This window comes from Rhizobium sp. GR12, from assembly GCF_036596185.1.
GTDB lineage: Bacteria > Pseudomonadota > Alphaproteobacteria > Rhizobiales > Rhizobiaceae > Agrobacterium > Agrobacterium nepotum.
In genome coordinates this window covers 281,681-306,561 of sequence record NZ_JASXTH010000001.1, presented here as the reverse complement: position 1 = coordinate 306,561, position 24,881 = coordinate 281,681, and the positions used below count along the sequence as shown (strand labels likewise).

25 protein-coding genes are annotated in these 24,881 nt (G+C 59.9%); 20 read left to right on the top strand and 5 right to left on the bottom strand.

Annotation, left to right across the window (positions count from 1 at the left end; all coding sequences use genetic code 11):
- Positions 1 to 50: 50 nt before the first annotated feature.
- The 15 genes from trpS (at position 51) to trmB (ending at position 13,973) form a co-directional block, all read left to right on the top strand.
- Positions 51 to 1,115, top strand: a complete 1,065-nt coding sequence (gene trpS / locus QSK43_RS01465; protein WP_332302037.1) for a tryptophan--tRNA ligase — start codon at positions 51 to 53, stop codon at positions 1,113 to 1,115.
- Positions 1,116 to 1,231: 116 nt separating this feature from the next.
- Positions 1,232 to 1,723 carry a universal stress protein gene (locus QSK43_RS01460; RefSeq protein ID WP_003514782.1) on the top strand — a complete coding sequence of 164 codons (492 nt, stop codon included), beginning with the start codon at positions 1,232 to 1,234 and terminating at the stop codon, positions 1,721 to 1,723.
- 168 nt (positions 1,724 to 1,891) lie between these two features.
- Positions 1,892 to 2,455 carry a NifU family protein gene (locus QSK43_RS01455; protein ID WP_332302036.1) on the top strand — a complete coding sequence of 188 codons (564 nt, stop codon included), beginning with the start codon at positions 1,892 to 1,894 and terminating at the stop codon, positions 2,453 to 2,455.
- Positions 2,456 to 2,477: 22 nt separating this feature from the next.
- Positions 2,478 to 3,146, top strand: a complete 669-nt coding sequence (tsaB, locus tag QSK43_RS01450) for a tRNA (adenosine(37)-N6)-threonylcarbamoyltransferase complex dimerization subunit type 1 TsaB (RefSeq protein ID WP_332302035.1) — start codon at positions 2,478 to 2,480, stop codon at positions 3,144 to 3,146.
- Positions 3,147 to 3,186: 40 nt separating this feature from the next.
- On the top strand, positions 3,187 to 3,681 hold the full coding sequence (locus tag QSK43_RS01445) for an N-acetyltransferase (RefSeq protein WP_332302034.1): 495 nt from the start codon (positions 3,187 to 3,189) through the stop codon (positions 3,679 to 3,681).
- 69 nt (positions 3,682 to 3,750) lie between these two features.
- A complete protein-coding gene (locus QSK43_RS01440; RefSeq protein WP_045022118.1) occupies positions 3,751 to 4,179 on the top strand; it encodes a Fur family transcriptional regulator in 429 nt (142 codons plus the stop codon).
- 30 nt (positions 4,180 to 4,209) lie between these two features.
- Positions 4,210 to 5,004 (top strand): lysophospholipid acyltransferase family protein, encoded by a 795-nt coding sequence (locus tag QSK43_RS01435; RefSeq protein WP_332302033.1) that lies wholly within the window; start codon positions 4,210 to 4,212, stop codon positions 5,002 to 5,004.
- Between the two features lie 162 nt (positions 5,005 to 5,166).
- A complete protein-coding gene (gene miaB / locus QSK43_RS01430) occupies positions 5,167 to 6,570 on the top strand; it encodes a tRNA (N6-isopentenyl adenosine(37)-C2)-methylthiotransferase MiaB (protein ID WP_332302032.1) in 1,404 nt (467 codons plus the stop codon).
- Between the two features lie 40 nt (positions 6,571 to 6,610).
- Complete coding sequence (locus QSK43_RS01425; RefSeq protein WP_045022127.1) at positions 6,611 to 7,666, top strand: PhoH family protein; 1,056 nt, start codon at positions 6,611 to 6,613, stop codon at positions 7,664 to 7,666.
- Positions 7,667 to 7,675: 9 nt separating this feature from the next.
- Positions 7,676 to 8,182, top strand: a complete 507-nt coding sequence (ybeY, locus tag QSK43_RS01420; protein ID WP_332302031.1) for an rRNA maturation RNase YbeY — start codon at positions 7,676 to 7,678, stop codon at positions 8,180 to 8,182.
- 15 nt (positions 8,183 to 8,197) lie between these two features.
- Entirely contained in the window at positions 8,198 to 9,343 is a 1,146-nt protein-coding gene (locus tag QSK43_RS01415; protein ID WP_045022131.1) for a hemolysin family protein, read from the top strand.
- A gap of 228 nt (positions 9,344 to 9,571) precedes the next feature.
- Complete coding sequence (gene lnt, locus QSK43_RS01410) at positions 9,572 to 11,161, top strand: apolipoprotein N-acyltransferase (RefSeq protein ID WP_332302030.1); 1,590 nt, start codon at positions 9,572 to 9,574, stop codon at positions 11,159 to 11,161.
- A 133-nt stretch (positions 11,162 to 11,294) separates the two neighbouring features.
- Complete coding sequence (locus tag QSK43_RS01405; protein ID WP_045022323.1) at positions 11,295 to 11,714, top strand: helix-turn-helix domain-containing protein; 420 nt, start codon at positions 11,295 to 11,297, stop codon at positions 11,712 to 11,714.
- Positions 11,715 to 11,900: 186 nt separating this feature from the next.
- Complete coding sequence (gene metK / locus QSK43_RS01400) at positions 11,901 to 13,163, top strand: methionine adenosyltransferase (RefSeq protein WP_332302029.1); 1,263 nt, start codon at positions 11,901 to 11,903, stop codon at positions 13,161 to 13,163.
- Between the two features lie 111 nt (positions 13,164 to 13,274).
- Entirely contained in the window at positions 13,275 to 13,973 is a 699-nt protein-coding gene (trmB, locus tag QSK43_RS01395; protein ID WP_045022135.1) for a tRNA (guanosine(46)-N7)-methyltransferase TrmB, read from the top strand.
- A gap of 115 nt (positions 13,974 to 14,088) precedes the next feature.
- On the opposite strand, the gene QSK43_RS01390 is transcribed toward trmB, so the two are convergent.
- Together QSK43_RS01390 and QSK43_RS01385 are read right to left on the bottom strand one after the other, a co-directional pair.
- Positions 14,089 to 14,988, bottom strand: coding sequence for a ribokinase (locus QSK43_RS01390; protein WP_332302028.1), 900 nt, complete (start codon positions 14,986 to 14,988; stop codon positions 14,089 to 14,091).
- Between the two features lie 52 nt (positions 14,989 to 15,040).
- On the bottom strand, positions 15,041 to 16,234 hold the full coding sequence (locus QSK43_RS01385; RefSeq protein ID WP_045022137.1) for a DNA recombination protein RmuC: 1,194 nt from the start codon (positions 16,232 to 16,234) through the stop codon (positions 15,041 to 15,043).
- Between the two features lie 148 nt (positions 16,235 to 16,382).
- Here QSK43_RS01385 and def point away from each other — a divergent pair, with 148 nt between their 5' ends.
- Genes def through truA form a run of 3 tightly spaced genes read left to right on the top strand, consistent with a single transcriptional unit; the run spans position 16,383 to position 18,678 of the window.
- The gene (gene def, locus QSK43_RS01380) at positions 16,383 to 16,895 is read left to right on the top strand and encodes a peptide deformylase (protein ID WP_045015222.1); all 513 of its coding nucleotides are present in this window, start codon (positions 16,383 to 16,385) and stop codon (positions 16,893 to 16,895) included.
- 47 nt (positions 16,896 to 16,942) lie between these two features.
- Complete coding sequence (gene fmt / locus QSK43_RS01375) at positions 16,943 to 17,878, top strand: methionyl-tRNA formyltransferase (RefSeq protein ID WP_332302027.1); 936 nt, start codon at positions 16,943 to 16,945, stop codon at positions 17,876 to 17,878.
- Positions 17,878 to 18,678 carry a tRNA pseudouridine(38-40) synthase TruA gene (gene truA, locus QSK43_RS01370; protein WP_332302026.1) on the top strand — a complete coding sequence of 267 codons (801 nt, stop codon included), beginning with the start codon at positions 17,878 to 17,880 and terminating at the stop codon, positions 18,676 to 18,678. The genes fmt and truA overlap by 1 nt, the downstream gene beginning before the upstream one ends.
- A 21-nt stretch (positions 18,679 to 18,699) precedes the next feature.
- Here truA and QSK43_RS01365 read toward each other — a convergent pair whose 3' ends face one another.
- From QSK43_RS01365 to dapD, 3 genes are read right to left on the bottom strand one after another with little or no spacing between them, the layout of a single operon-like run.
- Positions 18,700 to 19,296 carry a hypothetical protein gene (locus tag QSK43_RS01365; protein WP_332302025.1) on the bottom strand — a complete coding sequence of 199 codons (597 nt, stop codon included), beginning with the start codon at positions 19,294 to 19,296 and terminating at the stop codon, positions 18,700 to 18,702.
- A complete protein-coding gene (gene dapE / locus QSK43_RS01360; protein ID WP_332302024.1) occupies positions 19,280 to 20,476 on the bottom strand; it encodes a succinyl-diaminopimelate desuccinylase in 1,197 nt (398 codons plus the stop codon). Before dapE ends, QSK43_RS01365 begins: the two co-directional genes overlap by 17 nt.
- A 15-nt stretch (positions 20,477 to 20,491) precedes the next feature.
- Complete coding sequence (gene dapD / locus QSK43_RS01355) at positions 20,492 to 21,346, bottom strand: 2,3,4,5-tetrahydropyridine-2,6-dicarboxylate N-succinyltransferase (RefSeq protein ID WP_045022143.1); 855 nt, start codon at positions 21,344 to 21,346, stop codon at positions 20,492 to 20,494.
- Positions 21,347 to 21,489: 143 nt separating this feature from the next.
- On the opposite strand from dapD, the gene QSK43_RS01350 reads away from it, so the two are divergent.
- Positions 21,490 to 22,350, top strand: coding sequence for an LOG family protein (locus QSK43_RS01350; protein ID WP_045022324.1), 861 nt, complete (start codon positions 21,490 to 21,492; stop codon positions 22,348 to 22,350).
- Positions 22,351 to 22,516: 166 nt separating this feature from the next.
- Positions 22,517 to 24,850, top strand: coding sequence for a methyl-accepting chemotaxis protein (locus QSK43_RS01345; RefSeq protein ID WP_332302023.1), 2,334 nt, complete (start codon positions 22,517 to 22,519; stop codon positions 24,848 to 24,850).
- Positions 24,851 to 24,881 lie beyond the last annotated feature (31 nt).

Below are 24,881 nucleotides of genomic sequence, written 5' to 3'. Positions count from 1 at the left end.
CAAATTCAACCACGGGGCGGGGCCCTCCACAAGCCTTTTCGAGGACGACAATGAACGCATTCAAGCCGCTGGTTTTCTCGGGCGTCCAGCCGACCGGCAATCTGCATCTCGGCAATTATCTTGGCGCCATCCGCAAATTCGTGGCTTTGCAGGAAGATAACGACTGCATCTATTGCGTGGTCGACATGCACGCCATCACCGCCCAGCTCGTTCATTCGGACCTGAAGGCGCAGACCCGCTCGATCGCGGCCGCCTTCATCGCCGCGGGCATCGACCCGGTGAAGCATATCGTCTTCAACCAGTCGGCCGTGCCGCAGCATGCCGAACTCGCATGGGTCTTCAATTGCGTGGCGCGCATCGGCTGGATGGAACGCATGACGCAGTTCAAGGACAAGTCCGGCAAGAATGCCGAGCAGGTATCGCTTGGTCTGCTCGCCTATCCGAGCCTGATGGCGGCTGATATTCTGGTCTACCGCGCCACCCATGTTCCTGTTGGTGACGACCAGAAGCAGCATCTGGAACTGGCCCGCGACATCGCCCAGAAATTCAATATCGATTTCGGCGACCATATCCGCGACGCTGGTCTTGGGCTTGATATCACGGTGGGCAACGAGCCGGTGCATGCCTATTTTCCGATGGTAGAGCCGCTGATCGGCGGTCCGGCCCCGCGCGTGATGTCGTTGAAGGACGGCACCAAGAAGATGTCGAAGTCCGATCCGTCCGATCTTTCGCGCATCAACCTCATGGACGATGTCGACGCCATTTCGAGAAAGATCAAGAAGGCGAAGACGGACCCGGACGCGCTGCCGAGCGAAGTGGAAGGCCTGAAGGGCCGCCCGGAAGCCGAAAACCTCGTGGGTATCTATGCGGCGCTGTCGGACAAGACGAAGGCGGATGTTCTTTCCGAATTCGGCGGCCAGCAGTTCTCGGCCTTCAAACCGGCTCTCGTGGAGCTTGCCGTCAACGTGCTCGCGCCCGTCAATAACGAGATGCGCCGTCTTCTCGACGATCCGACCCACATCGACGCCATCCTGAAGCAGGGTGGCGAGCGGGCGCGTGCAATCGCCGAAAAGACGATGAACGAGGTGCGTGACATCATCGGTTTCCTCCGCTGACCACACGTTGCCCGGCGGATCGCGGCCAGCGGTTTGCGCCTGCCGCGATTTGATATAATCTCCGCCCGAACCGTCGGGCGGGTTTCTCTGATCGCGGCGGACACAGGGAGTGCGGAATGGTTTCAAAACGGCTGTCGCGTCTGGAAGGGCATCGTCGCAAATTTCTCGCTGTTATCGATGACACACCGGAATGCGAAAGGGCCGTGCACTATGCCGGTCGTCGCGCCAAGAATTCCAATGGCGGATTGGTGTTGCTCTACATGATCCCGGAAGGAGATTTCCAGCAATGGCTGGGCGTCGAGCAGATCATGCGGGCTGAGGCGCGCGAGGAGGCGGAAGCCACGCTCGCCAAAATCGCCCAGAAGGTGCGTGAGACCATCGGCATTGAGCCGGAAGCGGTGATCCGCGAAGGCGGCGCGACCGAACAGATCCACGGGCTTATCGAGGAAGACCGCGATATCGCCATTCTGGTTCTGGCAGCGGGGTCGACGAAAGAAGGGCCGGGACCGCTCGTCTCCTCCATTTCCGGACGGGGCGCGGCCTTCCCCATCCCCGTTACCGTGCTGCCGGATACGCTGACGGATGAGGAAATCGACGCGCTCTGCTGATCGTTGTCCAGCCTGAAAGCAGGCACGGGCTTCGGACAAGAATTAGAGGCTGACGATTTCTTGAATGTAATTATCATGTCAGGGCTTGAAGTAAGGCTTCGCCAGGCGTATTTTTTGGAAGAATTCTAAATTACGGGGCGTGAACGGCGACCTCGAAGGAGACAGACGATGTTCATTCAGACGGAAGCCACGCCGAACCCCGCGACCCTCAAGTTCCTGCCCGGCAAGGTGGTGCTGGAAAGCGGGACAGTGGAGTTCCTCAACCCCGCGCAGGCGCAGGCCTCGCCGCTGGCGGAGCGTCTCTTCACCATTCCGGGTGTCACCGGCGTTTATTTCGGCTTTGATTTCATCACCGTCACCAAGGACGACGCCGAATGGCAGCATCTGAAGCCCGCCATTCTCGGCTCGATCATGGAACATTTCATGTCCGGCCGTCCCATCATGGGGACAGCCATCGCGGCTGAAGTGTCGGATGAAGAAGGCGAATTCTTCGAAGAGGGTGACGAAACCATCGTCGCCACCATCAAGGAATTGCTCGATACCCGCGTCCGTCCCGCTGTAGCGCAGGATGGCGGCGATATCACTTTCCGCGGTTTCCGCGACGGTACGGTGTTCCTGAACATGAAGGGCGCCTGCTCGGGTTGCCCGTCCTCCACCGCCACGCTGAAACACGGCGTTCAGAACCTGCTTCGCCATTTCGTGCCGGAAGTGCGCGAAGTCGAAGCCGTATGATATTTGTAAGCCAGGCCACGCCATGATTGTTCTTTCACTCGACACATCAGGTGTGGACTGTTCCGCCTGCGTTTATGACAGCGCCTCCGACACGGTGCTGGGCGAAGTATGCGAAACGATCGGCAAAGGTCATGCCGAAAGGCTGATGGCTGTGATTGACGGCGCCTTGCAGCAGGCGCAACTGCCGCTCCAGAAGATCGAGCGCATTGCGGTCACCATCGGGCCGGGTTCCTTCACCGGCATTCGCGTCGGCGTTGCCGCAGCACGGGGCTTTGCCCTGTCGCTCGGCATAGAGGCAGTGGGCGTGACCACGCTTGAGACGGTCGCCTTGCATCATCTGCTGGATAAGCCCGGTCAGCCCGTTGCCGTCGGGCTGGATGCCAAACGTGGCGAAACCTATCTCCAGACATTTTCGACGGATGGAACGCCGCTCGGCGAGGCCGCCCTTTTGTCTCTGGAGGATGCCAAAACAGCTCTCTCCGGTTTCGACGGCGCCGTCATTGGCTCCGCCGCCCCTCTTTTTGCGGGATCGGAAGCGGGATCGGGGCCGGATCATTTCCCGATCGCCACCGTCGCGCGGGCAGGCGGACAGAAGCCGAAAGGCATGCCGAAACCTGCGCCGCTTTACCTTCGCGGCCCCGATGCCCGGCCGCAGACGGGTTTTGCGCTGGCACGCCAGGGCGTTGCCTGATAGGTGGCATCCCGTGAATGCATGCGGATGATTCCTTGTTATGTTTGACGAATATCTAAGCTGGAAACCCTATTTCGAGATCGTGCCGATGCAGCACGAGGATTGCGCCGGAGTGGCGGAACTGCATGCGCTGCGCTTTCCGCGCGCCTGGAATGACGGGGAGTTTTCCGGACTTTTGACGCAAGGCTCTGTTTTCGGTGCCGTCGCGCGTCAGACCAACGCATTTTTCAGCAAGCCGCTCGGTGGTTTCGTACTAGCGCGGGAAGTGGCCGGCGAAGCGGAAATCCTGACCGTTGCCGTGGCCGACAAGTTTGCGCGCACCGGTCTTGGCTGGCGTCTGATGCAATCGGCCGTCCGCGAGGCGATGATGCGCGGCGCCGAAACCATGTTTCTCGAGGTGGACAGCAACAATGCCTCCGCTCTCGGGCTTTATAAAAAGCTCGGCTTCAAAACGGTTGCGGAGCGCAAGGCCTATTACACCGCCAAGGATGGCGCGAAGTCGACGGCGCTTGTCATGCGCCGCGATCTTCGCTAGTTCCCTGCGACAGGCATTTTTCGGCGAGAGCCCCGAAATTCAACCGGAATACTCAAAAGGCCAGAAGACGTGATAGACCTTTCGAAAACCCTGGAGGAACTTTGTGCCGAGCGCGGCATGCGGATGACGGACCAGCGCCGTGTCATCGCCCGTGTGCTGCAGGAATCGGCCGACCATCCCGATGTCGAGGAGCTTTACCGCCGCTCCTCCGCCGTGGATCCGCGTATTTCCATTTCCACGGTTTACAGAACGGTGAAGCTGTTCGAAGACGCCGGCATCATCGAGCGTCACGATTTTCGTGATGGTCGCTCGCGTTACGAGACCGTGCCCGAGGAACATCACGATCATCTGATAGATTTGAAAAACGGTGTGGTCATCGAGTTTCATTCGCCCGAGATCGAGGCGCTTCAGGAAAAGATCGCCCGGGAGCACGGCTTCAGGCTCGTGGATCACCGGCTGGAACTTTACGGCGTGCCGTTGAAGCCCGGCGAGCGCTGAGACGCCGGTGAACAAGCGCACGGTTCAATCATGATGTGGCTCCGGACAGCCTATATTGCGGTCGTTCTTCTGATCGTCACGCTTATATTGCTGCCGCTGCAACTGCTGGGCCTCGCCTTCGACTGGCGGCTACGTCGCCGCATTCCGCGCCTATGGCACCGTATCGCCTGCTATGTTCTCGGCATCCGCGTGCACGTTCACGGCAAGGTGGAGCGGGCAAACCCCCTGATGCTGGCGGTCAATCACGCCTCGTGGAAGGACATTCTCGTTCTCGGCAGCATTGCGGACGTGGTGTTCATCGCCAAGACGGAAGTGCGCGACTGGCCCGTCTTCGGCTGGCTCGCCCGGCTGCAGAAAAGCATCTTCGTTCAGCGCGAACAGAAGCGCAGCACCGGCGCGCAGGTCGGCGAGATTGCCGCCCGCATGGCCGATGGCGAGATCGTCGTGTTGTTTCCCGAAGGCACCACCTCGGATGGCAACCGCATGCTGGCCGTCAAATCGTCGCTGTTCGGCGCCGCCTCCACTGCGGCCGAACAGGTTCCGGGCAAGCTCGTCTATGTGCAGCCGGTGGCGATTGCCTATACGCGGGTGCAGGGTATGGCCATGGGCCGTTACCACCGGGTCATTGCGGCCTGGCCGGGCAGCATAACCCTGGTGCCGCATCTGCTCGGCATCATCAAGGCGGGCGCCATCGACGTCGATGTGACGTTCGGTGACAGCGTTCCGTTCCACAGCACCGACAACCGCAAACGTCTGGCGACGGATATCGCCGCCGCCATCCGTTCTATGCTGGCATTCAGCCTGCGCGGCGGCTGGCGGAAATAACGCATCGGACCGAAAAGCGTGCACGGTTTTCGCAAAAATCCGATGCACAAACAAAAATATGGAGCCACCGAATCGGTTCGGCTCTTTCTCGTTGCTTCAGCATCGTCGCTTTTCCGGTATTTTTCTGTTTAATCCGCGCGTGAAAAACACTAGATAACCGCCATGACCCAGGAAACCATTAGCCTCGACGCCTCCGAAGTGATCGCCCGCGATGGGGCAAACAGCCGTAAAGTCTTTATCAAGACCTATGGCTGTCAGATGAACGTCTACGATTCCGTGCGCATGAGCGATGCTCTGGCGAAGGACGGTTACGTTCAGACGGAGGATATGGGCGAGGCGGATCTGGTGCTCCTGAACACCTGTCATATCCGTGAAAAGGCGGCTGAAAAGGTCTATTCGGCGCTCGGCCGTCTGCGCGACATGAAAAAGTCGCGGGAAGAGCAGGGGCGCGAATTCGTGATCGGCGTTGCCGGATGCGTGGCGCAGGCGGAAGGCGAGGAAATCCTTCGCCGTGCGCCCGCCGTCGATGTCGTCATCGGCCCGCAGACATACCATCGCCTGCCGGACGCCCTGAAGCGGGTTCGCGGCGGTGAACGCGTCATCGAGACCGAATATGCCGTCGAGGACAAGTTCGAGCATCTGCCCGTCGCCGAAAAGGCGACGCTGCGCGCGCGCGGCGTCACGGCGTTTTTGACGGTGCAGGAAGGCTGCGACAAGTTCTGTACCTTCTGTGTCGTGCCCTATACGCGCGGTTCGGAAGTCTCCCGCCCGGTACGCCAGATCGTCGATGAGGCGATGAAACTGGTGGATGCCGGCGTGCGCGAGATCACGCTGCTTGGCCAGAACGTCAACGCCTGGCAGGGCGAAGGCGCCAAGGGCGAGAAATGGGGCCTTGCGGAGCTTCTTTACCGGCTGGCGGAAATTCCGGGGCTTGCCCGGCTTCGCTACACCACCAGCCATCCGCGCGATATGGACGAGCGCCTGATCGGCGCGCATCGCGATCTGCGCATCCTGATGCCCTATCTGCATCTGCCGGTTCAGTCCGGGTCGGATCGCATTCTGAAGGCGATGAACCGTCGCCATACGGGCGAGGAGTATATCCAGCTCATTGAGAAAATCCGGGCCGTCCGCCCTGATATCGCCATGTCGGGGGACTTTATTGTCGGCTTCCCGGGCGAGACGGATCGCGATTTCGAAGATACGATGGCGATTGTCGAGCAGGTGAAATACGCGCAGGCCTTCTCCTTCAAATATTCCACCCGTCCCGGCACCCCGGGCGCCGATCTGACAGATCAGGTTGCGGAAGAGGTGAAGGCCGAGCGACTGGAAAGATTGCAGGCTCTGTTGCTGCGGCAGCAGAGGGAATTTGCGGAATCACTGGTCGGAAAGACGATGGATGTGTTGCTGGAAAAGCCCGGCCGCATGCCTGAACAGTTGATAGGTCGCTCTCCCTGGCTGCAATCTGTGAATCTTGATGCAAAGACTTTGAAAATCGGTGACATTGTTAATGTACGAATCACCGCAACGGGTCCAAACAGCTTGTTTGCCGAGGTGGCAGAGAGTTAGAGTGAGGAGCCGACACTGATTGGGACAGGAGCCTGACCGCTTGAACGCACACGAATTGGTATCACCTTCATCGCGCCAGCCACGCTCAGCCGCGACCGACGCCAATCACTTCGTCCTCACGTTCGAGAATAACAGGATAGCGGGAGAGCTATTCGGTCAGTTCGATCAGAACCTGAAGCTGCTGGAACAGCGCCTCAACATCGATGCCCGCCCGCGCGGCAATTCCGTTGCCATCACCGGCGATGTCGTTGCCACCAATCAGGCCCGCCGGGCGCTGGACTTCCTTTATGAGCGCCTGCTCAAGGGCGGAACCGCCGAGGTTTCCGACGTGGAAGGCGCGATCCGCATGGCCATGGCGGCAGACGACCAGCTGACCTTGCCGACGATGGAGCGCAAGGCGAAGATCTCCATGGCGCAGATTTCCACGCGCAAGAAGACCGTCGCTGCCCGCACGCCGACGCAGGATGTCTATATGCGGGCGCTGGAGCAATCCGAGCTGGTTTTCGGCGTCGGCCCCGCCGGTACCGGCAAAACCTATCTGGCCGTCGCGCATGCGGCGCAACTCCTGGAGCGCGGCGCGGTCGATCGCATCATCCTGTCGCGCCCCGCAGTGGAAGCGGGCGAACGGCTGGGCTTCCTGCCGGGCGACATGAAGGAAAAGGTCGATCCCTATCTGCGCCCGCTTTACGACGCGCTTTATGACATGATGCCGGGTGACAAGGTGGAGCGCGCCATTCAGGCGGGCGTCATCGAAATCGCCCCGCTCGCCTTCATGCGCGGCCGCACGCTTGCCAACGCCGCCGTCATTCTGGACGAAGCCCAGAACACCACGACCATGCAGATGAAGATGTTCCTGACCCGCCTGGGCGAGAAGGGCCGCATGATCGTGACGGGCGACCCGAGCCAGGTGGATCTGCCGCGCGGCGTGAAGTCCGGTCTTGTCGAGGCCCTGCAAATCCTCGGCGATGTGGAAGGCGTGTCCGTCGTGCGCTTCAAGGATGTCGATGTCGTGCGTCATCCGATGGTGGCGCGTATCGTCAGGGCCTATGAATCCCATACGGCGGTGCCGGATGAAAGCCTCGTGAAGGGCAACTGACGCTAGACAATGACAGCTCTGGATATTCAAATCAGCGTCGAGACCGAAGGCTGGTCCTCGGAAGAGGACCTGCTTGCCCTCGCAACCAGAGTGCTGGATGCGGCGGTCGATTGTTTGAAGCGGGAAGAGGAGCAACCCTTCCCGAAAATGCCGGTGGAACTGTCGCTGGTCTTTACCGACGATGAAAATATCCGGGAAATCAATGCCGAATGGCGTGACAAGGACAAGGCGACCAATGTCTTGTCTTTTCCCGCTTTTCCGCTGGAACCGGGCGGGATGCCCGGTCCCATGCTGGGCGATATCGTCATCGCGCGTGAGACAGTTGAACGCGAGGCTCTTGAACTTGAGAAGAGTTTCGGGGATCATCTGACCCATCTTCTCGTTCATGGGTTCCTGCACCTGTTCGGTTACGACCACATGGATGAGGAGGAAGCGGAAGAAATGGAGTCGCTTGAGACTCGCATTTTGGCGGCGCTTGGCCTATCTGATCCTTATGCGGGACAGGAACCGCTTTGAGTATTGTCTGGAGCCATGAACGAACATTCTGCACGACCTGCCAATGAGGGCAGAGAAAACGGTGAGCAGTCCTCTTCGGAGGAGGGCAGTAGTCACTTACGGAACGACTCCCATGCAAAGCCGAGATCGACGATCTGGTCGCGCATCGGACGGTTGCTGAAACCGTCACAGGGCGAGCGCCTGCGCGAGGATCTGACCGACGCGCTGATGGCCGACACCGAAATCGGTGCCGCCTTTTCGCCCGAAGAACGGGCGATGCTGAACAATATCCTGCGTTTCCGGGAGGTGAGCCTCGAAGATATCATGATCCCGCGGGTGGATATCGACGGTCTCGACCAGAACATGACCATCGGCGAGGCGCTGATCCTCTTCGAGGAAACCGGACGCTCCCGCATGCCTGTCTATGATGAGACGCTGGATAACCCGAAGGGCATGATTCACATTCGCGATTTGCTGGCCTATGTCGCCAAGCAGGCCCGCAACAAGCGCCGGGCGGGATCGCGAAGCGTCGCTTATGGCGAGGTGAAGGCGCCGCGTTCGCCGCGACCGAATTTCGACCTGGCACGGGTGGATCTCGAGCAGACGGTGGCCGATGCCGGGCTGGTGCGTAAAATTCTTTTCGCGCCGCCCTCCATGCTGGCCTCCGATCTTTTGAAGACCATGCAGGCGCAGAGAACACAGCTTGCCCTCGTGATCGATGAATATGGCGGCACGGACGGTCTCGTCAGCCATGAGGATATCGTCGAGATGGTCGTGGGTGACATCGATGACGAGCACGACAAGGATGAGACGATGTTTTCGCGTCTTTCCAATGACGTGCTTGTGGCGGATGCCCGCGCCGAACTGACCGAACTTGCCGAGGCGATCGGGCCGGAATTCGATGTCCGTGAGCATCTGGAAGAAATCGATACGCTGGGGGGCCTCATCTTCTTCGCGCTCGGCCGCATTCCGGCCAAGGGCGAGGTGGTCAGGGCCGTTCCCGGTTTCGAGTTCCAGATCCTCGATGCGGATTCGAGGCGTATCAAGGGCGTCCGTATCGTCCGTGATCACGGCTCGGATGGGCAGGATGACCGCGCGCCGGGCGAGGCCGGTGACAATGAGGTGATTGCGCTGCCCGGGCCGGATGTTCGCCTGATCACCCACCAGCAGAATGCCGATTGAGGAAGAACGACGGGGGTGTAGTTCCCCGTCGCTTTCCGTGTGTTCTATATCCCAATTCAACGGAGTTGAGTGCTTTGTCTGATGGCTGGAACGGTGCATGACGCTCCGGCGCTCATCCCTCCTGTGGACTGCGAATCTTTTTTCCTTTACGTCGGGTCTGAGGGAAAATTCCGTGGCGCGGTCTTGCCGGGAGCGGTCTTTCCCGGACGCGCATAAAACGGAGATGGTATGGAGCGTCTTGCAGGCAGGGTAATGCTGGCCAGCGGCAAAAGCCGCGCAGCGATGGCGGTCGCCGCAGGCGCAGTCGGAGCGCTGGCCTTGCCTCCGTTCGGCTTTTTCGCGGCGCTGTTTTTGTCTTTCACCCTGCTTGTCTGGCTTGTGGATGGCTGCACCGGCAAACCCGGCGGCAGCATCTTCAGCCGCATCATGCCCGCTTTCGGCATTGGCTGGTGTTTCGGGCTTGGTTACTTCGTGGCGGGCCTGTGGTGGTTGGGCAATGCCCTTTTGCTGGAAGCGGATGAGTTCGCCTGGGCGCTGCCGCTCGCCATCCTCGGCCTTCCGGCTCTGCTTGCGCTGTTTTACGGTGTTGCGGTCGCAGCCGCCAATATCGTCTGGTCGGATGGCCTCGGCCGTATCGCCGCACTAGCAGCCGGATTCGGCCTTTTGGAGTGGTTTCGCAGCTTCGTGGCAACCGGCTTTCCCTGGAATGCCATCGGTTACGGCATCATGCCCGTGCCGATCATGATGCAGTCGGCGCATCTGCTTGGTCTTTTCGGCGTGACCACGCTTGCCGTTTTCATTTTTGCAGCCCCCGCTTTGATCGGCACGAAAAAAGGCATGTGGCCGGGTCTGGTCGTGGCGGGTCTGCTGCTGGCCGGCCATGTCGGTTATGGCTTTTACCGCCTTCAGACGCCGGTGGAGACGGCGGCGGACGCGTTGACTGTCAGGATCGTGCAGCCGTCGATCGATCAGTCTCGCAAAATGCTGAACGACGACAGGGCGGAAATTTTCAGCGAGCATCTGCGGCTGACGGCCCTGCCGCCCGGCGAAGGCAAAAAACGCCCCGATATCGTCGTCTGGCCGGAGACCTCCGTGCCGTTCATCCTGACGCAAAATCCGGACGCGCTGGCGGAAATCGCAAAAACGCTGGAGGACGGGCAGGTATTGTTCACCGGCGCCGTCAGAATGGAAGACCAGGGCGCCGGCAGGCCGCCGCGTTATTACAATTCGGTCTATGCGATCGACAGCCAGGGTGAAATCATCGGCGCGACCGACAAAGTCCATCTGACACCCTTTGGAGAATATGTCCCCTTCGAAGGGGTCCTGCGGGAACTAGGCATTAACAACGTCATCAGCCTGCCGGGCGGCTTTTCGGCCGCCTCTTCGCGCACACCGCTCACGCTTCCTTCCGGCAAGACCTTCTATCCCCTGATCTGTTACGAGATCATTTTTCCCGGCGAGATGACGCCGGGTCTGGCGGGGGCGGCTGCTATCCTGAACGTGACGAATGATGGCTGGTTTGGCGACACCCCCGGCCCATATCAGCATTTTTTGCAGGCCAGAGTGCGGGCCGTCGAAACGGGTGTGCCGGTGATTCGTGGCGCCAATACCGGAATTTCGGCCGTGATAGACCCCTATGGCCGCATTATCGCCGGTTTGGACTACGGTCGGGTCGGAATTGTTGACGCCACCTTGAGTGGTGGGTCAAACGACGCATTTACCTACGACATACATCGGACGTATTTCTGGTTGATTTTTTCTATTATGCTGATCGTTGCGGTATTTCCTGCCTGGAGTTTTGCTCGGCGTCAGAATTGACCAGGACCCCCTGCAATTGCATAGTGAATACGTCAGTCGTAAAACAAGTTTAGACGCTGCCGAAATGCCGACTCATTTCTTCGAATAGTAGTGGAACGAGATATCAACCCTTTCCGAGTGTCAGGACCGCATGATGACCGAAAATAAGAAAAAGCCTAATCCCATCGACATTCATGTCGGAAGCCGAATTCGCCTTCGTAGAACCATGTTGGGCATGAGCCAGGAAAAGCTGGGTGAAAGCCTCGGAATTACCTTTCAGCAAATCCAGAAATACGAAAAGGGCACGAACCGCGTTGGCGCCAGCCGGTTGCAGAACATTTCTGGGATCCTGAACGTACCGGTTTCCTTTTTCTTCGAAGATGCACCGGGCGATCAGGTCGGCGGCGCGACAGGCATGGCGGAAGCGTCCAGCTCCAACTATGTGGTGGATTTCCTCTCGTCGGCCGAAGGCTTGCAGCTGAACCGCGCTTTTGTGAAGATTGCCGATCCGAAGGTTCGCCGTCGCCTCGTCGATCTCGTCAAGGCGCTTGCCGCCGAAGGTGAAGCGGAGTAGCGCCTGTAAGCGACGTCTCTATTTTCCAGCGTGTGGTGCTGGCACTCAACGGTCCGCAAGGGCCGTTTTTTTGTGCCAAATTAGAACGAATTCTCACATAAAGATATATTTATGTGGTTGTGTCCTTGTCTTTCATGGCCGAAATGACTAACAAACTCGAAGACCATTCTTTGAGGGGAATCCCGCATGCGTGCCAATTACCTGTTCACCAGCGAGTCCGTGGCCGAAGGTCATCCGGACAAGGTTTGTGACCGTATTTCCGATGAAATCGTGGATCTTATTTATCGTGAAGCGTCCAAGACGGGTGTCGATCCCTGGACCGTGCGCATCGCATGCGAAACGCTTGCGACGACCAACCGCGTCATTATCGCCGGTGAGGTTCGGGTTCCCGATACCCTGCTGAAGAAGGATAAGGACGGCAAGGTCGTCAAGGACGCCGCCGGCCACCCGATCATCAACCCCTCCAAGTTCAAGTCCGCCGCCCGCAAGGCGATCCGCGACATCGGCTACGAACAGGACGGTTTTCACTGGAAGACGGCCAAGATCGACGTTCTCCTGCACCCGCAGTCGGCGGATATCGCGCAGGGCGTGGATAACGCCTCCGACAAGCAGGGCGACGAGGGCGCTGGCGACCAGGGCATCATGTTCGGTTACGCCTGCCGCGAAACGCCGGACCTGATGCCGGCGCCGATCTATTATTCCCACCGTATCCTGCAACTGCTCGCCACCGCCCGCAAGAGCGGCGAAGGCGAAGCGGCGAAGCTCGGCCCGGACGCCAAGAGCCAGGTGACGGTTCGTTACATCGACGGCAAGGCTGCGGAAGCGGTATCCATCGTTCTGTCCACGCAGCATCTCGATGCAAGCTGGGATTCGAAGAAGGTTCGCGACGTCGTCGAACCCTATATCCGCGAAGCTCTGGGCGACCTGAAGATCGCCGATGATTGCCAGTGGTATATCAACCCGACGGGCAAATTCGTGATCGGTGGTCCCGATGGCGACGCGGGCCTGACGGGCCGCAAGATCATCGTGGACACCTATGGCGGTGCCGCTCCGCATGGCGGCGGCGCATTCTCCGGCAAGGACACGACCAAGGTCGACCGTTCCGCCGCCTATGCTGCTCGCTATCTCGCCAAGAACGTCGTGGCCGCCGGCCTGGCCGAGCGTTGCACCATCCAGATCTCCTACGCGATCGGCATCGCCCAGCCCTTGTCGATCTATGTCGATCTGCACGATACGGGCAAGGTCAGCGAAGATCAGGTCGAAGCCGCCATCCGCAAGGTTATGGATCTGTCGCCGTCGGGCATCCGTCGTCATCTCGATCTCAACAAGCCGATCTATGCCAAGACATCCTCCTACGGCCATTTCGGCCGCAAGGCCGGCCGTGACGGCTCCTTCTCCTGGGAGAAGCTCGATCTGGTGAAGCCGCTCAAGGAAGCTTTGAGCGCCTGACCCTTGTTATTTGACGGCGATTGAGAGATACCGTCACCAACCTTTTGTAACCCGCGCAGCGCCTCATGTGGCGCTGTGCGGGTTAAGTCTATTTGTTCTTGAGAGTATGACATGACGGAAGAGCGGCGTTCGCGCGCAACGGAAGCTTTTTTTGGCAGACGCAAGGGCAAGCCCCTGCGCAATCAGCAGATCGATACGATCGAAAACCTGCTGCCTTTGCTGAAAATCGATCTGGAAAGCACGCCGCCGCAAAATCTCGTCGCTCTCTTTCCGGCGGATGTGAAATCGGTGCGCTTGGAAATTGGTTTCGGCGGCGGTGAGCATCTTGCCCACCGCGCGGTTGAAAACCCGGAGACCGGTTTCATCGGCGTCGAACCCTTCGTCAACTCCATGGCAAAGCTGCTGGCGAGCGTGCGTGAAGGCGAGCTGATGAATATCCGCCTTTACGACGATGACGCGACACAATTGCTCGACTGGCTGCCGGAAGCATCGATCGGTCACATCGACCTTCTCTATCCCGATCCCTGGCCCAAGAAGAAGCACTGGAAGCGCCGTTTCGTTTCCGACGTCAATCTTGCCCGTTTCCATCGCGTGCTGAAACCCGGCGGCAAGTTCTGCTTCGCCTCCGATATCGATACCTACGTCAACTGGACGCTGCAACATTGCGCTCGCCATGGTGGTTTCGAATGGACGGCGGCAAGCGCTGAGGACTGGCGCACGCCCTATGCCAACTGGCCGGGCACGCGTTATGAGAACAAGGCGAAAAGAGAAGGCCGCAGCTCGGCCTATCTCACCTTCATCCGTACCTAGAGCACGTCCGGTTTAAACGGAATCGTTGGACGTGCTCTAGTTCTTTATTTTCAAGCATTTTCCGGACGTAGAACCGCTACGCACTTTTACTGGAAATGCTCTAATCAACCGGCTGTCAGATATTCGCGTCCACTTCCGCCGCAACCGGAATGGAAGGCTGGGCGCCGGCGCGGGTGCAGGCGAGCGAGCCTGCGACAGCGGCGCGCTTCAGCGCCTTTTCGAAATCCATCCCCTGGTCGAGGCTGGCGGCAAGATAACCGCAGAACGTATCGCCCGCGCCGACCGTGTCGACCGGCTCGATCTTGAGACCGGAGGCCTTGTAAACCTTGCCGTTGCGAATGGCGATCACGCCGTCCGCACCAAGCGTCACGATCAATGTCTGGCCGGTCTTATCGTGCAGGGCCTTGATTTCGCTTTCCCGTTCGGAAGCTGAAAGGCCGTTTTTGCCGATCAGCAGTTCGAACTCGGTTTCATTGGCGATGACGATATCGGCAAGGCCGGCGAGGCGTGGGCCATCGGCTGTCAGCGGCGCGGTGTTGATGATGGTGGTGATGCGTTTTGCCTTCGCGGCGGTCAGCGCTGCTTCGATAGCGGATGCCGGCACCTCGAACTGAAGCATCAGAATATCGCTCGCCGACATCTCCGCCACGACCTTTGCGGCGTCAGATGCGGAAACCTCGCCATTGGCGGCGGGAATGACTGAGATCATGTTCTCCCCGCCTTCACCGATCAGGATCACGGCCGTCCCCGTGGGGCCGGGTGCGGTCTTGACGAGCGACAGGTCGGTGCCGGCATCGCGCAGCAATGTCAGAGCCGGTGCGGCAAAGGTGTCGTCGCCCGTAGCGCCCGCCATTTTGACCGTGGCGCCCGCGCGCCGTGCGGCAAGCGCCTGATTGGCTCCCTTTCCGCCAGCCGCCGTGGAAAAGGTCTCCCCCGTCACGGTTTCACCGGGTTTGGGCAGACGTTTGGCGGTGGCGACGAGATCCATGTTGATGGAGCCGAAAACAGTAATCATGGGGGCATGTCCGTATGGGATTTAAGCGAGGCGGCGACTTTGCCCGAGGGGATCACTCGTCGTCAACCACTCGCAGTTTCGCCGTTCCCGCCCTGTTCTCCGCAAAGCGCCGCGCCTGTTCGATTTCCCCGTGAGAGGTTTCTTTTTCAGAGGGCGAAAAATCGAGACCTTCGATCTTCTGGCCGCGCGCCAGCACCTTGTCGGAGGAGATCAGCATCATGTCGACGTCTTTCTGCGCCAGCCCGAAATGGGCTTGCAGCTTGCGCGTCCGGTCGTCCAGCCGCCGCACATCATCCATGAGAAGCGCGACTTCACCCTGAATGAGATGCGCCTGCTCGCGCATGCGCTGATCCTTCAATACCGACTGGATGACCTGCACCGACAGCATCAGCAGCGATGGCGAAACGATGACGACGCGCGCGCGGTGGGCGCGCTGCACCAGATATTCGAAATGCTGGTGAATATCGGCGAAGATCGATTCGGAAGGTACGAAGATGAAGGCCGTATCCTGCGTTTCACCGCGTATCAGATATTTTTCCGCCACATCGCGAATATGCACTTCCATATCCCGGCGGAACTGCTGGGTAGCGGCCCGTTTGCCCTCGGGCGTTTCATCAGCTTTCAGCGCATTCCAGGCCTCCAGCGGAAACTTGGCGTCGATGACGAGGGATGGCGCATTGTTCGGCATCCTGATGATGCAGTCGGGCCGGTAGCCGTTCGAAAGCGTCGGTTGAAGCTGAAAGGCGCCGGGGGGAAGGGCATCGGCGATCAGGGCTTCCATGCGCGCCTGTCCAAAAGCCCCGCGTGTCTGCTTGTTGGAGAGGATCGCCTGAAGACCGACCACATCCTTCGCCAGATCCTGAATATTGCCCTGCGCGGCATCGATAACCGCAAGCCGCTCCTGCAAGCGGCTCAGGTTTTCGTGCGTTGAGCGGGTCTGCTCTGTCAGCGTTTCGCCCAGTCGCTGCGACATGCCGTCAAGGCGCTGGTTGATCGTCTGGCCCATCTCGGTCTGGCGTGTGCCGAGCGTCTCCGCCATTGCCGCGATCCGGCCGTGCAATTCGGACTGGGTTTTCAGCAGGTCGGAAATTTCACCATCGGCTTCCGGTTTTTTCTCACGACTTTTCGCGACCACCCACAAAGCGGAGAGGCCGAAAACCAGAGCCGCGAGGAGCGCGCCGAAGCTGATGTCGACGGAGCCGGCACGCAAGGCGGGATCGAGGAGAAAGGAGAAATCGATGCTCATGACCAAATCTAGCAGATTTCCAGTGATTCGTAAGATCAAAACAAGAACATTCATGCGGCAGAAATGAGTCGGGCGAAACAGGCCAAAGGGCCCTTTTCACCCGCGTATTTTTTATTTCCTCCGCGCAAGAGATACGTTATGGGAAGCCATGACTATCAAACCGCTTATCATTTTGCCCGATCCCGTGTTGCGCCAGCAATCAAGGCCCATCGAACAGGTGGATGCCGAAGTGTTGCGCCTTGCGGACGATATGCTCGAAACCATGTATGATGCGCCGGGTATCGGCCTTGCCGCCATTCAGGTTGGCGTGCCGCGCCGCATGCTGGTGATCGACGTTTCGCGCGACGACGAGGAGAAAAAGCCGGTCGTCTTCATCAATCCGGAAATCCTCAAAGTGTCCGACGATGTCTCGGCCTATGAGGAAGGATGCCTGTCCATTCCCGATTATTATGCCGAGGTCGAGCGCCCTGCGTCTCTGACGATGAGATATGTCGACCGTGACGGCAAGCAGCAGACCATCGATGCGGACGGCCTTCTCGCAACCTGTCTGCAGCACGAGATCGATCACCTGAACGGCATTCTGTTCATCGATCATATTTCGCGGCTGAAGCGTGAGATGGTCATCAAGAAATTCACCAAGGCAGCCCGCGCAAAGATCTGATCCGTCTTAAACCGGAGGCGGAACGGCGTAGGAAACAGGGGGCGATTATGGCTCTTCGCATCATTTTCATGGGCACGCCGGCGTTTTCCGTTCCCACGTTGCGCGCATTGGTGGAGGCGGGTCACGAGGTCGTTGCCGTTTATACGCAGCCACCGCGTCCCGGCGGCCGCCGCGGTCTCGACCTTCAGAAATCTCCGGTGCACCAGGCGGCCGAACTGCTGGGCCTGCCCGTGCTGACGCCGGTGAATTTCAAGGCTGAGGAAGACCGGCAGCAATTTAAGGAATTCAACGCCGATGTTGCTGTTGTCGTTGCCTATGGGCTGCTTTTGCCCGAGGCGATCCTCTCCGGCACGCGGCTTGGTTGTTATAACGGCCACGCCTCGCTGCTGCCGCGCTGGCGCGGTGCGGCGCCCATCCAGCGGGCGATCATGGCCGGCGATGCCGAGACCGGCATGATGGTCATGAAAATGGAAAAGGGGCTGGACACCGGCCCCGTCGCGCTGACCGCAAAGGTCACGATAGATCAGAACACCACGGCAGGTGAATTGCACGATAGCTTGATGCTGGCCGGCGCACGGCTGATGAAACAGGCGATGGACAAGCTGGAAGATGATGATCTGCCTCTCGTCGCACAGGCGGAAGACGGCGTTCTCTATGCTTCCAAGATCGACAAGGGCGAGACCCGCATCGAATTTTCCCGGCCCGCACAGGATGTGCATAACCATATTCGCGGCCTGTCGCCCTTCCCCGGCGCGTGGCTGGAAATGGAAATCGGCGGCAGGGCGGAACGTGTGAAGGTGCTGGCCTCCGAACTGGCAAGCGGCATGGGAGAAGCGGGCGCTGCGCTCGATGACACCCTCACCATCGCCTGCGGCAGCGGTGCCGTGCGGCTCACCCGCTTGCAGAAGGCGGGCGGCAAGCCGATGTCGGCTGTCGATTTCGTTCGCGGCACGCCGGTTCCCGCCTCGACGAGGCTTGGCTGATGCCGCGTTTCCGCATGACCGTCGAATATGATGGCTCGCCTTATTTCGGCTGGCAGAGACAGAACAACGGCCCTTCGGTTCAGGGTGCGCTTGAAGCCGCTGTCCGGTCGCTGACCGGCGAAACCGTTTCCATTCGCGGCGCGGGCCGCACCGATTCCGGTGTGCACGCCGTGGGGCAGGTGGCCCATGTCGATCTTTCCCGCGAATGGCAGCCCTACACGCTACGCAATGCGTTGAACGCCCATCTGGCCATGGCGAAGGAGGCCGTCTCGGTTGTCGACGTAACGGCGGTAACCGAGGATTTCGACGCGCGCTTCTCCGCGCTGCGCCGCCATTATCTGTATCGCATCATCTCGCGCAAGGCGCGGCTGGCGCTGGAGCACAAGCGCGCCTGGTGGGTGTCGAAGGATCTGGACCATGAGCGCATGCATGCGGCAGCCCAGATGCTTGTTGGCCGGCACGATTTCACGACTTTCCGCTCTGTCCATTGTCAGGCGAACAGCCCGGTCAGAACGCTCGACCGGCTGGATGTGACGCGCAACGGCGATCTCATCGAGATACGCGCCACCGCACAGAGTTTTCTGCACAACCAGATACGCTCTTTTGCCGGTACGCTGAAAATGGCCGGCGAAGGCGCCATGACGCCGGACGACGTGCGCGCGGCACTGGAGGCACGGGATCGTAAAGCCTGCGGTCCCGTCGCGCCGCCGGACGGTCTTTATTTCATGCAGGTTGATTATCCCGACGTCATTCCGCCGCGTGTGTATTCAAAAGCCGAAACGGCCGAGGATGCGGACTGACTTGGAAGCTCGTGCCGGTTCTCAGGCGGGATAGACGCCGAGAAAACGTTGCAGGGCTTCCGAGAGAAGCATGCCGGGTACGAGCAGGGTCATGACGATCGCCGAGACGAGCAGCGACTGGTCGCGGATGAAGAACCTCACGATCCGCGAAAAGGCGAAGACCAGCGACAGCAAGAGTGCCAGCCAGAGGATGGCGATCAGCCCCTGCAAGGGTGGCAGGAAGAACGCGATCAGGATCAGAACCGCATAGGCATAGGAAAACGGCAGCGACAGCCAGTTCATGGTGGTGACGAGGGGCGCGAATTTTTCCCGGGCACCGAAGGCGAACAGCAGCATGCCGATCAACAGCAGCGGCACGATCCAGCAGATGGCCTCGACCATCGCCAGGCGGAAGAAAAAGATGAACCCCGTTCCGGTGCCCGGCGGATAGCTGGCGAGGAAGGCGGCGCGTAGCCACAGCCAGGACACCAGCATGGCGGGCAGGCACCAGAGGATGGAATAGAACGACCGCCACATGCCACGCTCGGACAGGTCCAGATAACGCGCGCCGGTGTGGTCGCCGAGCAGCAACAGCCACAGGCCCTTCAGATAGAGCCTTATTTCACTTGCCGTCGGCATGGGTGAACCAGCGTTCGATAAAAGTCTCGTAGATGCGCGTCAGCGTCTCAAGATCGGCGACGGCGACGCGTTCATCGACCATATGCATGGTCTGTCCGACGAGGCCGAATTCCACCACCGGGCAATAATCCTTGATGAAGCGTGCATCCGATGTGCCGCCGGTGGTCGAAAGTCGGGGTTCCTTGCCGGTCACGGCTTCCACGGCGCCGGAGAGCGACGAGATGAGGGCATTGTTCCGTGTCAGGAAAACATGGGCCGGGCGGTCAGCCCAGACGATCTCGTATTTGGCCGGTGCGCGGTCCGGGCGAAGGTCTCCCCCGGCAGCGGCTGCATCGAGGCGGCGGATGATTTCCGCGCGCAGGCTTTCCGCCGTCCAGCTGTCGTTGAAACGGATGTTGAAGGCCGCCGTCGCCCGCGCCGGGATCACATTGGTGGCGGCATTGCCGGTATCGACGGTCGTCACTTCCAGATTGGAAGGCTGGAAATCATCCGTGCCGTGATCGAAGGGCGGGTGCATCAGCGCATGGGTCAGCTGCAACAACCCGCGAATGGGATTGTCGGCCAGATGCGGATAGGCGGCGTGGCCCTGCACGCCGTGTACCGTGATGCGGCCGGAAAGCGATCCACGGCGGCCGATCTTGATCATGTCGCCCAGCTGGTCGGGATTGGTGGGCTCGCCCACAACGCAGGCGTCCCATGTTTCGCCCCTGGCGGCGGCCCATTCCAGAAGCTTGGAGGTGCCGTTGATCGACGGGCCTTCCTCATCGCCGGTGATCAGGAGGGAAACGGAACCCTTCGGTTTGCCGTGTTTTTCGATATGGCGGGCAATGGCGGCGACGAAACAGGCGATACCGCCTTTCATGTCCACCGCACCACGGCCGAACATTTCACCGCCGGCTATTTCAGCCGCAAAGGGCGGGTGGCTCCACGCCGCCTCGTCGCCCACCGGAACGACATCCGTATGGCCCGCAAACATCAGATGCGGGCCTTCCGTACCGAGCCGGGCATAGAGGTTCTCCACATCAGGCGTTCCGGCTTCCGTCGCCACCATTTTTTCCACCGCAAAGCCAAGCGGCGAAAGCAGGGTATCGAGCAGCGATAACGCACCACCTTCGGCAGGCGTCACCGATGGGCAACGGATGAGGGCGGCGAGATTGGCAACGGGATCGGTCGTGGTCATGTCAGCAGCTTTTTATCAATCGCGCAGAAGTTCGTTGATACCGGTTTTCGAGCGGGTCTTTTCATCGACGCGCTTGACGATGACGGCGCAATAGAGGCTCGGGCCCGGCTCGCCGTTCGGGAAAGGCTTGCCCGGCATGGTGCCGGCAACGACGACGGAATAGGGCGGCACTTCGCCATAGGTGATCTCGCCGGTGGCGCGATCGACGATCTTGGTCGACTTGCCGATGAAGACGCCCATGCCGAGAACGGCGCCTTCGCGCACGATGCAGCCTTCGACGACTTCCGAACGGGCGCCGATGAAGCAATTGTCCTCGATGATGGTCGGGCCGGCCTGAAGCGGCTCCAGAACGCCGCCGATGCCGACGCCGCCTGAGAGGTGCACGTTCTTGCCGATCTGCGCACAGGAGCCGACCGTCGCCCAGGTATCGACCATCGTGCCTTCATCGACATAGGCGCCGAGATTGACGAAGGAGGGCATCAGCACCACGTTCTTTGCCACATAGGCGGAGCGACGCACCACTGCGTTGGGCACGGCCCGGAAGCCAGCGGCGCGGTACTGGTTTTCGCCCCAGTTCTCGAACTTGGACGGCACCTTGTCCCACCAGGTGGATTCACCCGGTCCGCCGGTGACGATTTCCATGTCGTTCAGCCGGAAGGAGAGAAGCACGGCCTTTTTCAGCCATTGATTCACCTTCCAGTTCCCGTCCGCCTGCTTTTCGGCGACACGGACCTTGCCGCTATCGAGAAGTTGAAGAGATGTGTCCACGGCATCGCGAACCTCGCCCTTCGTCGATACATTCACACCGTCACGGTTGTCGAAGGCTGTTTCGATGATGGTTTCGAGGGAGGTGAGATCCGTAAGGCTCATGGAAAATTCCTTAAAGTCGCGTGTGTTCGTGGTCACGGATGGTCCCGCACCGCTGGAAGGCTCTGGCCATTTGATCTAAGGGAGTGTTGGAAAGGCGTCAATGTGATTTGGGTGATTTGGCGCGTCAGACGAAAGGCATCGAAATGACACGACTGAAAAACGGCAAATTGCAGCGCAAGGACGGGGTATGGGACCCGTTGAAGCGAAGCTCTGCGGACAAGCAGCAGGCCGAGGTCGTTCAAAAAACGCCGCAGTCGGATTCCCCGTCCTACAGGCTTGCCTATGTGGACATGGACTTTCTATGCCGCGAGGAATTGCGCCCCGTCAGGCTGCAGCTGGAACTTCTGAAGACGGAAATGGCGCTCACCGAGCGCGGGATCAAATCCACCGTCGTCATGTTCGGCGGCGCCCGTATTCCCGAACCGGGCGGTGAGGCATGGGCGGCGCGCAACGAGACGCAGAAGCGCAATCTGGAGCAAGCCTCCATTTATTACGAGGAGGCGCGCAAGTTCGCCCGGCTTTGTACCGATTATGGCGCGAAATCCGGGCACCTGGAATATGTGGTGGTTACCGGCGGCGGTCCGGGTGTCATGGAAGCGGGCAATCGCGGTGCTGCCGACGTAGGCGGCCCATCGATCGGTCTCAACATCGTTCTGCCGCACGAGCAGGCACCCAACCCCTATGTCACGCCGGAGCTGAGCTTCAATTTCCACTATTTCGCCATTCGCAAGATGCATTTCCTGATGCGGGCGAAGGCCGTGGTGATCTTCCCCGGCGGTTTCGGTACCCTCGATGAACTCTTCGAGACGCTGACCCTGATCCAGACGAAGCGCATGGCGCCCATCCCGCTCATTCTGTTCGGGGAGAAATTCTGGCGCTCCGTCGTCAATTTCGAATTCCTGGCGGACTTCGGCACCATTGCGCCCGAAGATATGGAGCTGTTGCATTTCGCCGAAACGGCCGACGATGCATGGAACATCATATCCGCCTATTACGAGCATTGATTTTTTACTTGAGGCGGCGAAGTAATTTTAGGGTTTAATTAGCAAACATAACCTAATTTTACCTCGTCGCGATGCAGCACACTGTCCCATCTGGACGGGCCTCCATGACGGAGATTTTCATCCGTTGACGCCGCCTTTTCGGGCCGGCGCTTTGATCGAGGCCAAAATGTTCAATTTCAAAGTGAAGTCGCTTGCGACCAAGCTGATCCTTGTAACCGGCTGTGCAATCACCACGGTTCTTGTCGCATCGAATTCCTTCCTCATTTCCCAGACCAGCAACCGTGTCCATTCGCTGACCATGGATCAGGCCAATACCGAGGCGCGCGCCATCGCCAACGTCATCGCCGCCGATGTGGGCGAGCTGGGCAGCGCCGCGCGCTCCATGGCCGGCATCATCGGCCGCGCGCACCAGGCGAAATCGATGGACCGCCCCGGCATCGTCAACATCCTCAAGGCCAATGTCGAACAGAATGCCTTCGCTTTCGGAAGTTGGTTCTGCGAACAGCTGGGCCTTTTCGACGGACAGAGCACGGAGATTGCGGGCAGGCTTGATCTCGGCACCAATGAAAACGGTGCATTTGCCCCCTATTGGTCGAAGACCCAGAAGGGCGAGATCCAGTTTTCGACCTTCAAGAACGACTATGCGGCGGAATGGTATGCCCTTGCCGCCAAATCCGGCAAGGGCGCCATCACCCAGCCCTATCTGGCCGAAGGTACGCAAGTGCCCACCACCATGACCTCGCTCGCCTATCCCGTGATGTCGGACGGCAAGATGATCGGTGTGGCCGGTGTCGATATTTCGCTGGCCTCGCTCTCCCAGAAGCTGCAGGCGCTGCATCCTTTCGAGACGGGGCGCGTGACGCTTATTTCGCAGGGTGGCCAATGGCTGGTGCCGCCGACACCCGAGCAGAACATGAAAGCCTATGACGGAGACGGTGCCAGCACCGTTCAGGCGGCGATCACATCCGGCAAGCAGGGCCTCATTGAAAATCTCGGCCTTGATACCGACGCGCCCTATAACCGTCTCGTTTATCCGTTCGCGGTTCCGGGTCTCAATGCGACCTGGGTAGTCCTGGTGGATATCCCCCACAAGGCGCTGAACGCGCCGGTCCAGGAACAGACCTATCTGATGATCCTCGGTGCGATCGTCATTCTCGCAGCCGTCATTGCTGCGCTTTATTTCGCCGTCCGCCATTTCGTCCGCAACCCGCTAGCCTCGCTGGTCTCTGACGTGAAAACACTGAGCGACGGCCATTTCGACGTTCCGGTCTCCGGACAGGACCGCAGGGATGAAACGGGTGCTGTCGCAACGGCGCTTGAAGGCTTCCGCGCGAAGTTTGCCGGTATCCGTGAAATGGAGGCGGATGCCGCCGTCCAGCGCGGCAATGCAGAAACGGAGCGCCAGCGATCCGAGTTCGAACGCACTGAAAACAACCGGATGCAGCAGCATATCGTCGGCGTGCTCGGTGCCGGTCTCAACGCTCTTTCGCAGGGTAATCTGACCTACCGGATCGAAGACGAGTTCCCTGGCGACTATGCCAAGCTCCGCAACGACTTCAACTCGGCACTCGCCAGCCTTGAGGAAACCGTCTCCACCGTCAACGGAACGGTTGTCAGCATTGGTAACGGCACCGGCGAGATCACCCGCGCCGCCAGCGATCTTTCGCACCGCACGGAACAGCAGGCCGCAAGCCTGGAAGAGACCGCAGCCGCCCTCAACCAGTTGACCGCGCAGGTCAATTCCAGCGCGGAAAATGCGGCGCAGGCGGCCGGAGCCGTCGGCCATGCCTGCGACGACGCCGGCAAGTCGGGCGAGATCGTGCAGCAGGCCGTCAACTCCATGGAAGGCATCGCGCAATCCTCGGCCGAAATCTCCCGCATCATCGGCGTGATCGACGAGATCGCCTTCCAGACCAATCTTCTGGCGTTGAATGCCGGTGTCGAAGCCGCCCGTGCGGGTGACGCGGGCAGGGGTTTCGCAGTCGTCGCACAGGAAGTGCGCGAACTGGCGCAGCGCTCCGCAACCGCTGCCAAGGAGATCAAGGGGCTGATCAATACCTCGGCAAGACAGGTGGGCGAGGGTGTCCAGCTGGTGGGCAGGGCCGGGGAGACGATGAAAAATATCGCCGATCAGGTTTTGCAGATCAATCAGCTGATACGGCAGATTTCCGCCTCCGCCAGCGAACAGGCAGTAGGTCTGAAGGAGATCAACTCCGCCGTGACCCAGATGGATCAGGTTACGCAGCAGAACGCGGCAATGGTGGAAGAAACCACGGCTGCAAGCGTCACCCTGAACAGCGAGGCCGGAACGCTGAAATCGCTCGTTGCCGGTTTCACCGTGTCCGGCGGCCATTCCAGCCAGCAATTGCGCGCCACCGCGGCGGCGATGCGCGCGCCTGCGGCCCCGTCACAGGCGTTGGGTCGCCCGGCAGCACCGCGCGCCCGTGCCAGAACCAGCGGCACGAACGCGCTGGCGCAGGATGACTGGACCGAGTTCTGAGGGATGTCTCCCGGTTCCAAATGAAAGGGCC

Bases quoted from the DNA above. Each gene is read 5' to 3' on its own strand.
- QSK43_RS01345 (WP_332302023.1), top strand. From the start codon at position 22,517: ATGTTCAATTTCAAAGTGAAGTCGCTTGCGACCAAGCTGATCCTTGTA.
- QSK43_RS01385 (WP_045022137.1), bottom strand. From the start codon at position 16,234: ATGAGCATCGATTTCTCCTTTCTCCTCGATCCCGCCTTGCGTGCCGGC.
- QSK43_RS01415 (WP_045022131.1), top strand. From the start codon at position 8,198: ATGAACGAACATTCTGCACGACCTGCCAATGAGGGCAGAGAAAACGGT.
- miaB (WP_332302032.1), top strand. From the start codon at position 5,167: ATGACCCAGGAAACCATTAGCCTCGACGCCTCCGAAGTGATCGCCCGC.
- trpS (WP_332302037.1), top strand. From the start codon at position 51: ATGAACGCATTCAAGCCGCTGGTTTTCTCGGGCGTCCAGCCGACCGGC.
- lnt (WP_332302030.1), top strand. From the start codon at position 9,572: ATGGAGCGTCTTGCAGGCAGGGTAATGCTGGCCAGCGGCAAAAGCCGC.
- QSK43_RS01435 (WP_332302033.1), top strand. From the start codon at position 4,210: ATGATGTGGCTCCGGACAGCCTATATTGCGGTCGTTCTTCTGATCGTC.
- trmB (WP_045022135.1), top strand. From the start codon at position 13,275: ATGACGGAAGAGCGGCGTTCGCGCGCAACGGAAGCTTTTTTTGGCAGA.
- QSK43_RS01445 (WP_332302034.1), top strand. From the start codon at position 3,187: ATGTTTGACGAATATCTAAGCTGGAAACCCTATTTCGAGATCGTGCCG.
- dapE (WP_332302024.1), bottom strand. From the start codon at position 20,476: ATGACCACGACCGATCCCGTTGCCAATCTCGCCGCCCTCATCCGTTGC.
- QSK43_RS01455 (WP_332302036.1), top strand. From the start codon at position 1,892: ATGTTCATTCAGACGGAAGCCACGCCGAACCCCGCGACCCTCAAGTTC.
- ybeY (WP_332302031.1), top strand. From the start codon at position 7,676: ATGACAGCTCTGGATATTCAAATCAGCGTCGAGACCGAAGGCTGGTCC.
- QSK43_RS01365 (WP_332302025.1), bottom strand. From the start codon at position 19,296: ATGCCGACGGCAAGTGAAATAAGGCTCTATCTGAAGGGCCTGTGGCTG.
- metK (WP_332302029.1), top strand. From the start codon at position 11,901: ATGCGTGCCAATTACCTGTTCACCAGCGAGTCCGTGGCCGAAGGTCAT.
- def (WP_045015222.1), top strand. From the start codon at position 16,383: ATGACTATCAAACCGCTTATCATTTTGCCCGATCCCGTGTTGCGCCAG.
- fmt (WP_332302027.1), top strand. From the start codon at position 16,943: ATGGCTCTTCGCATCATTTTCATGGGCACGCCGGCGTTTTCCGTTCCC.
- dapD (WP_045022143.1), bottom strand. From the start codon at position 21,346: ATGAGCCTTACGGATCTCACCTCCCTCGAAACCATCATCGAAACAGCC.
- QSK43_RS01390 (WP_332302028.1), bottom strand. From the start codon at position 14,988: ATGATTACTGTTTTCGGCTCCATCAACATGGATCTCGTCGCCACCGCC.
- tsaB (WP_332302035.1), top strand. From the start codon at position 2,478: ATGATTGTTCTTTCACTCGACACATCAGGTGTGGACTGTTCCGCCTGC.
- QSK43_RS01460 (WP_003514782.1), top strand. From the start codon at position 1,232: ATGGTTTCAAAACGGCTGTCGCGTCTGGAAGGGCATCGTCGCAAATTT.
- truA (WP_332302026.1), top strand. From the start codon at position 17,878: ATGCCGCGTTTCCGCATGACCGTCGAATATGATGGCTCGCCTTATTTC.
- QSK43_RS01405 (WP_045022323.1), top strand. From the start codon at position 11,295: ATGACCGAAAATAAGAAAAAGCCTAATCCCATCGACATTCATGTCGGA.
- QSK43_RS01350 (WP_045022324.1), top strand. From the start codon at position 21,490: ATGACACGACTGAAAAACGGCAAATTGCAGCGCAAGGACGGGGTATGG.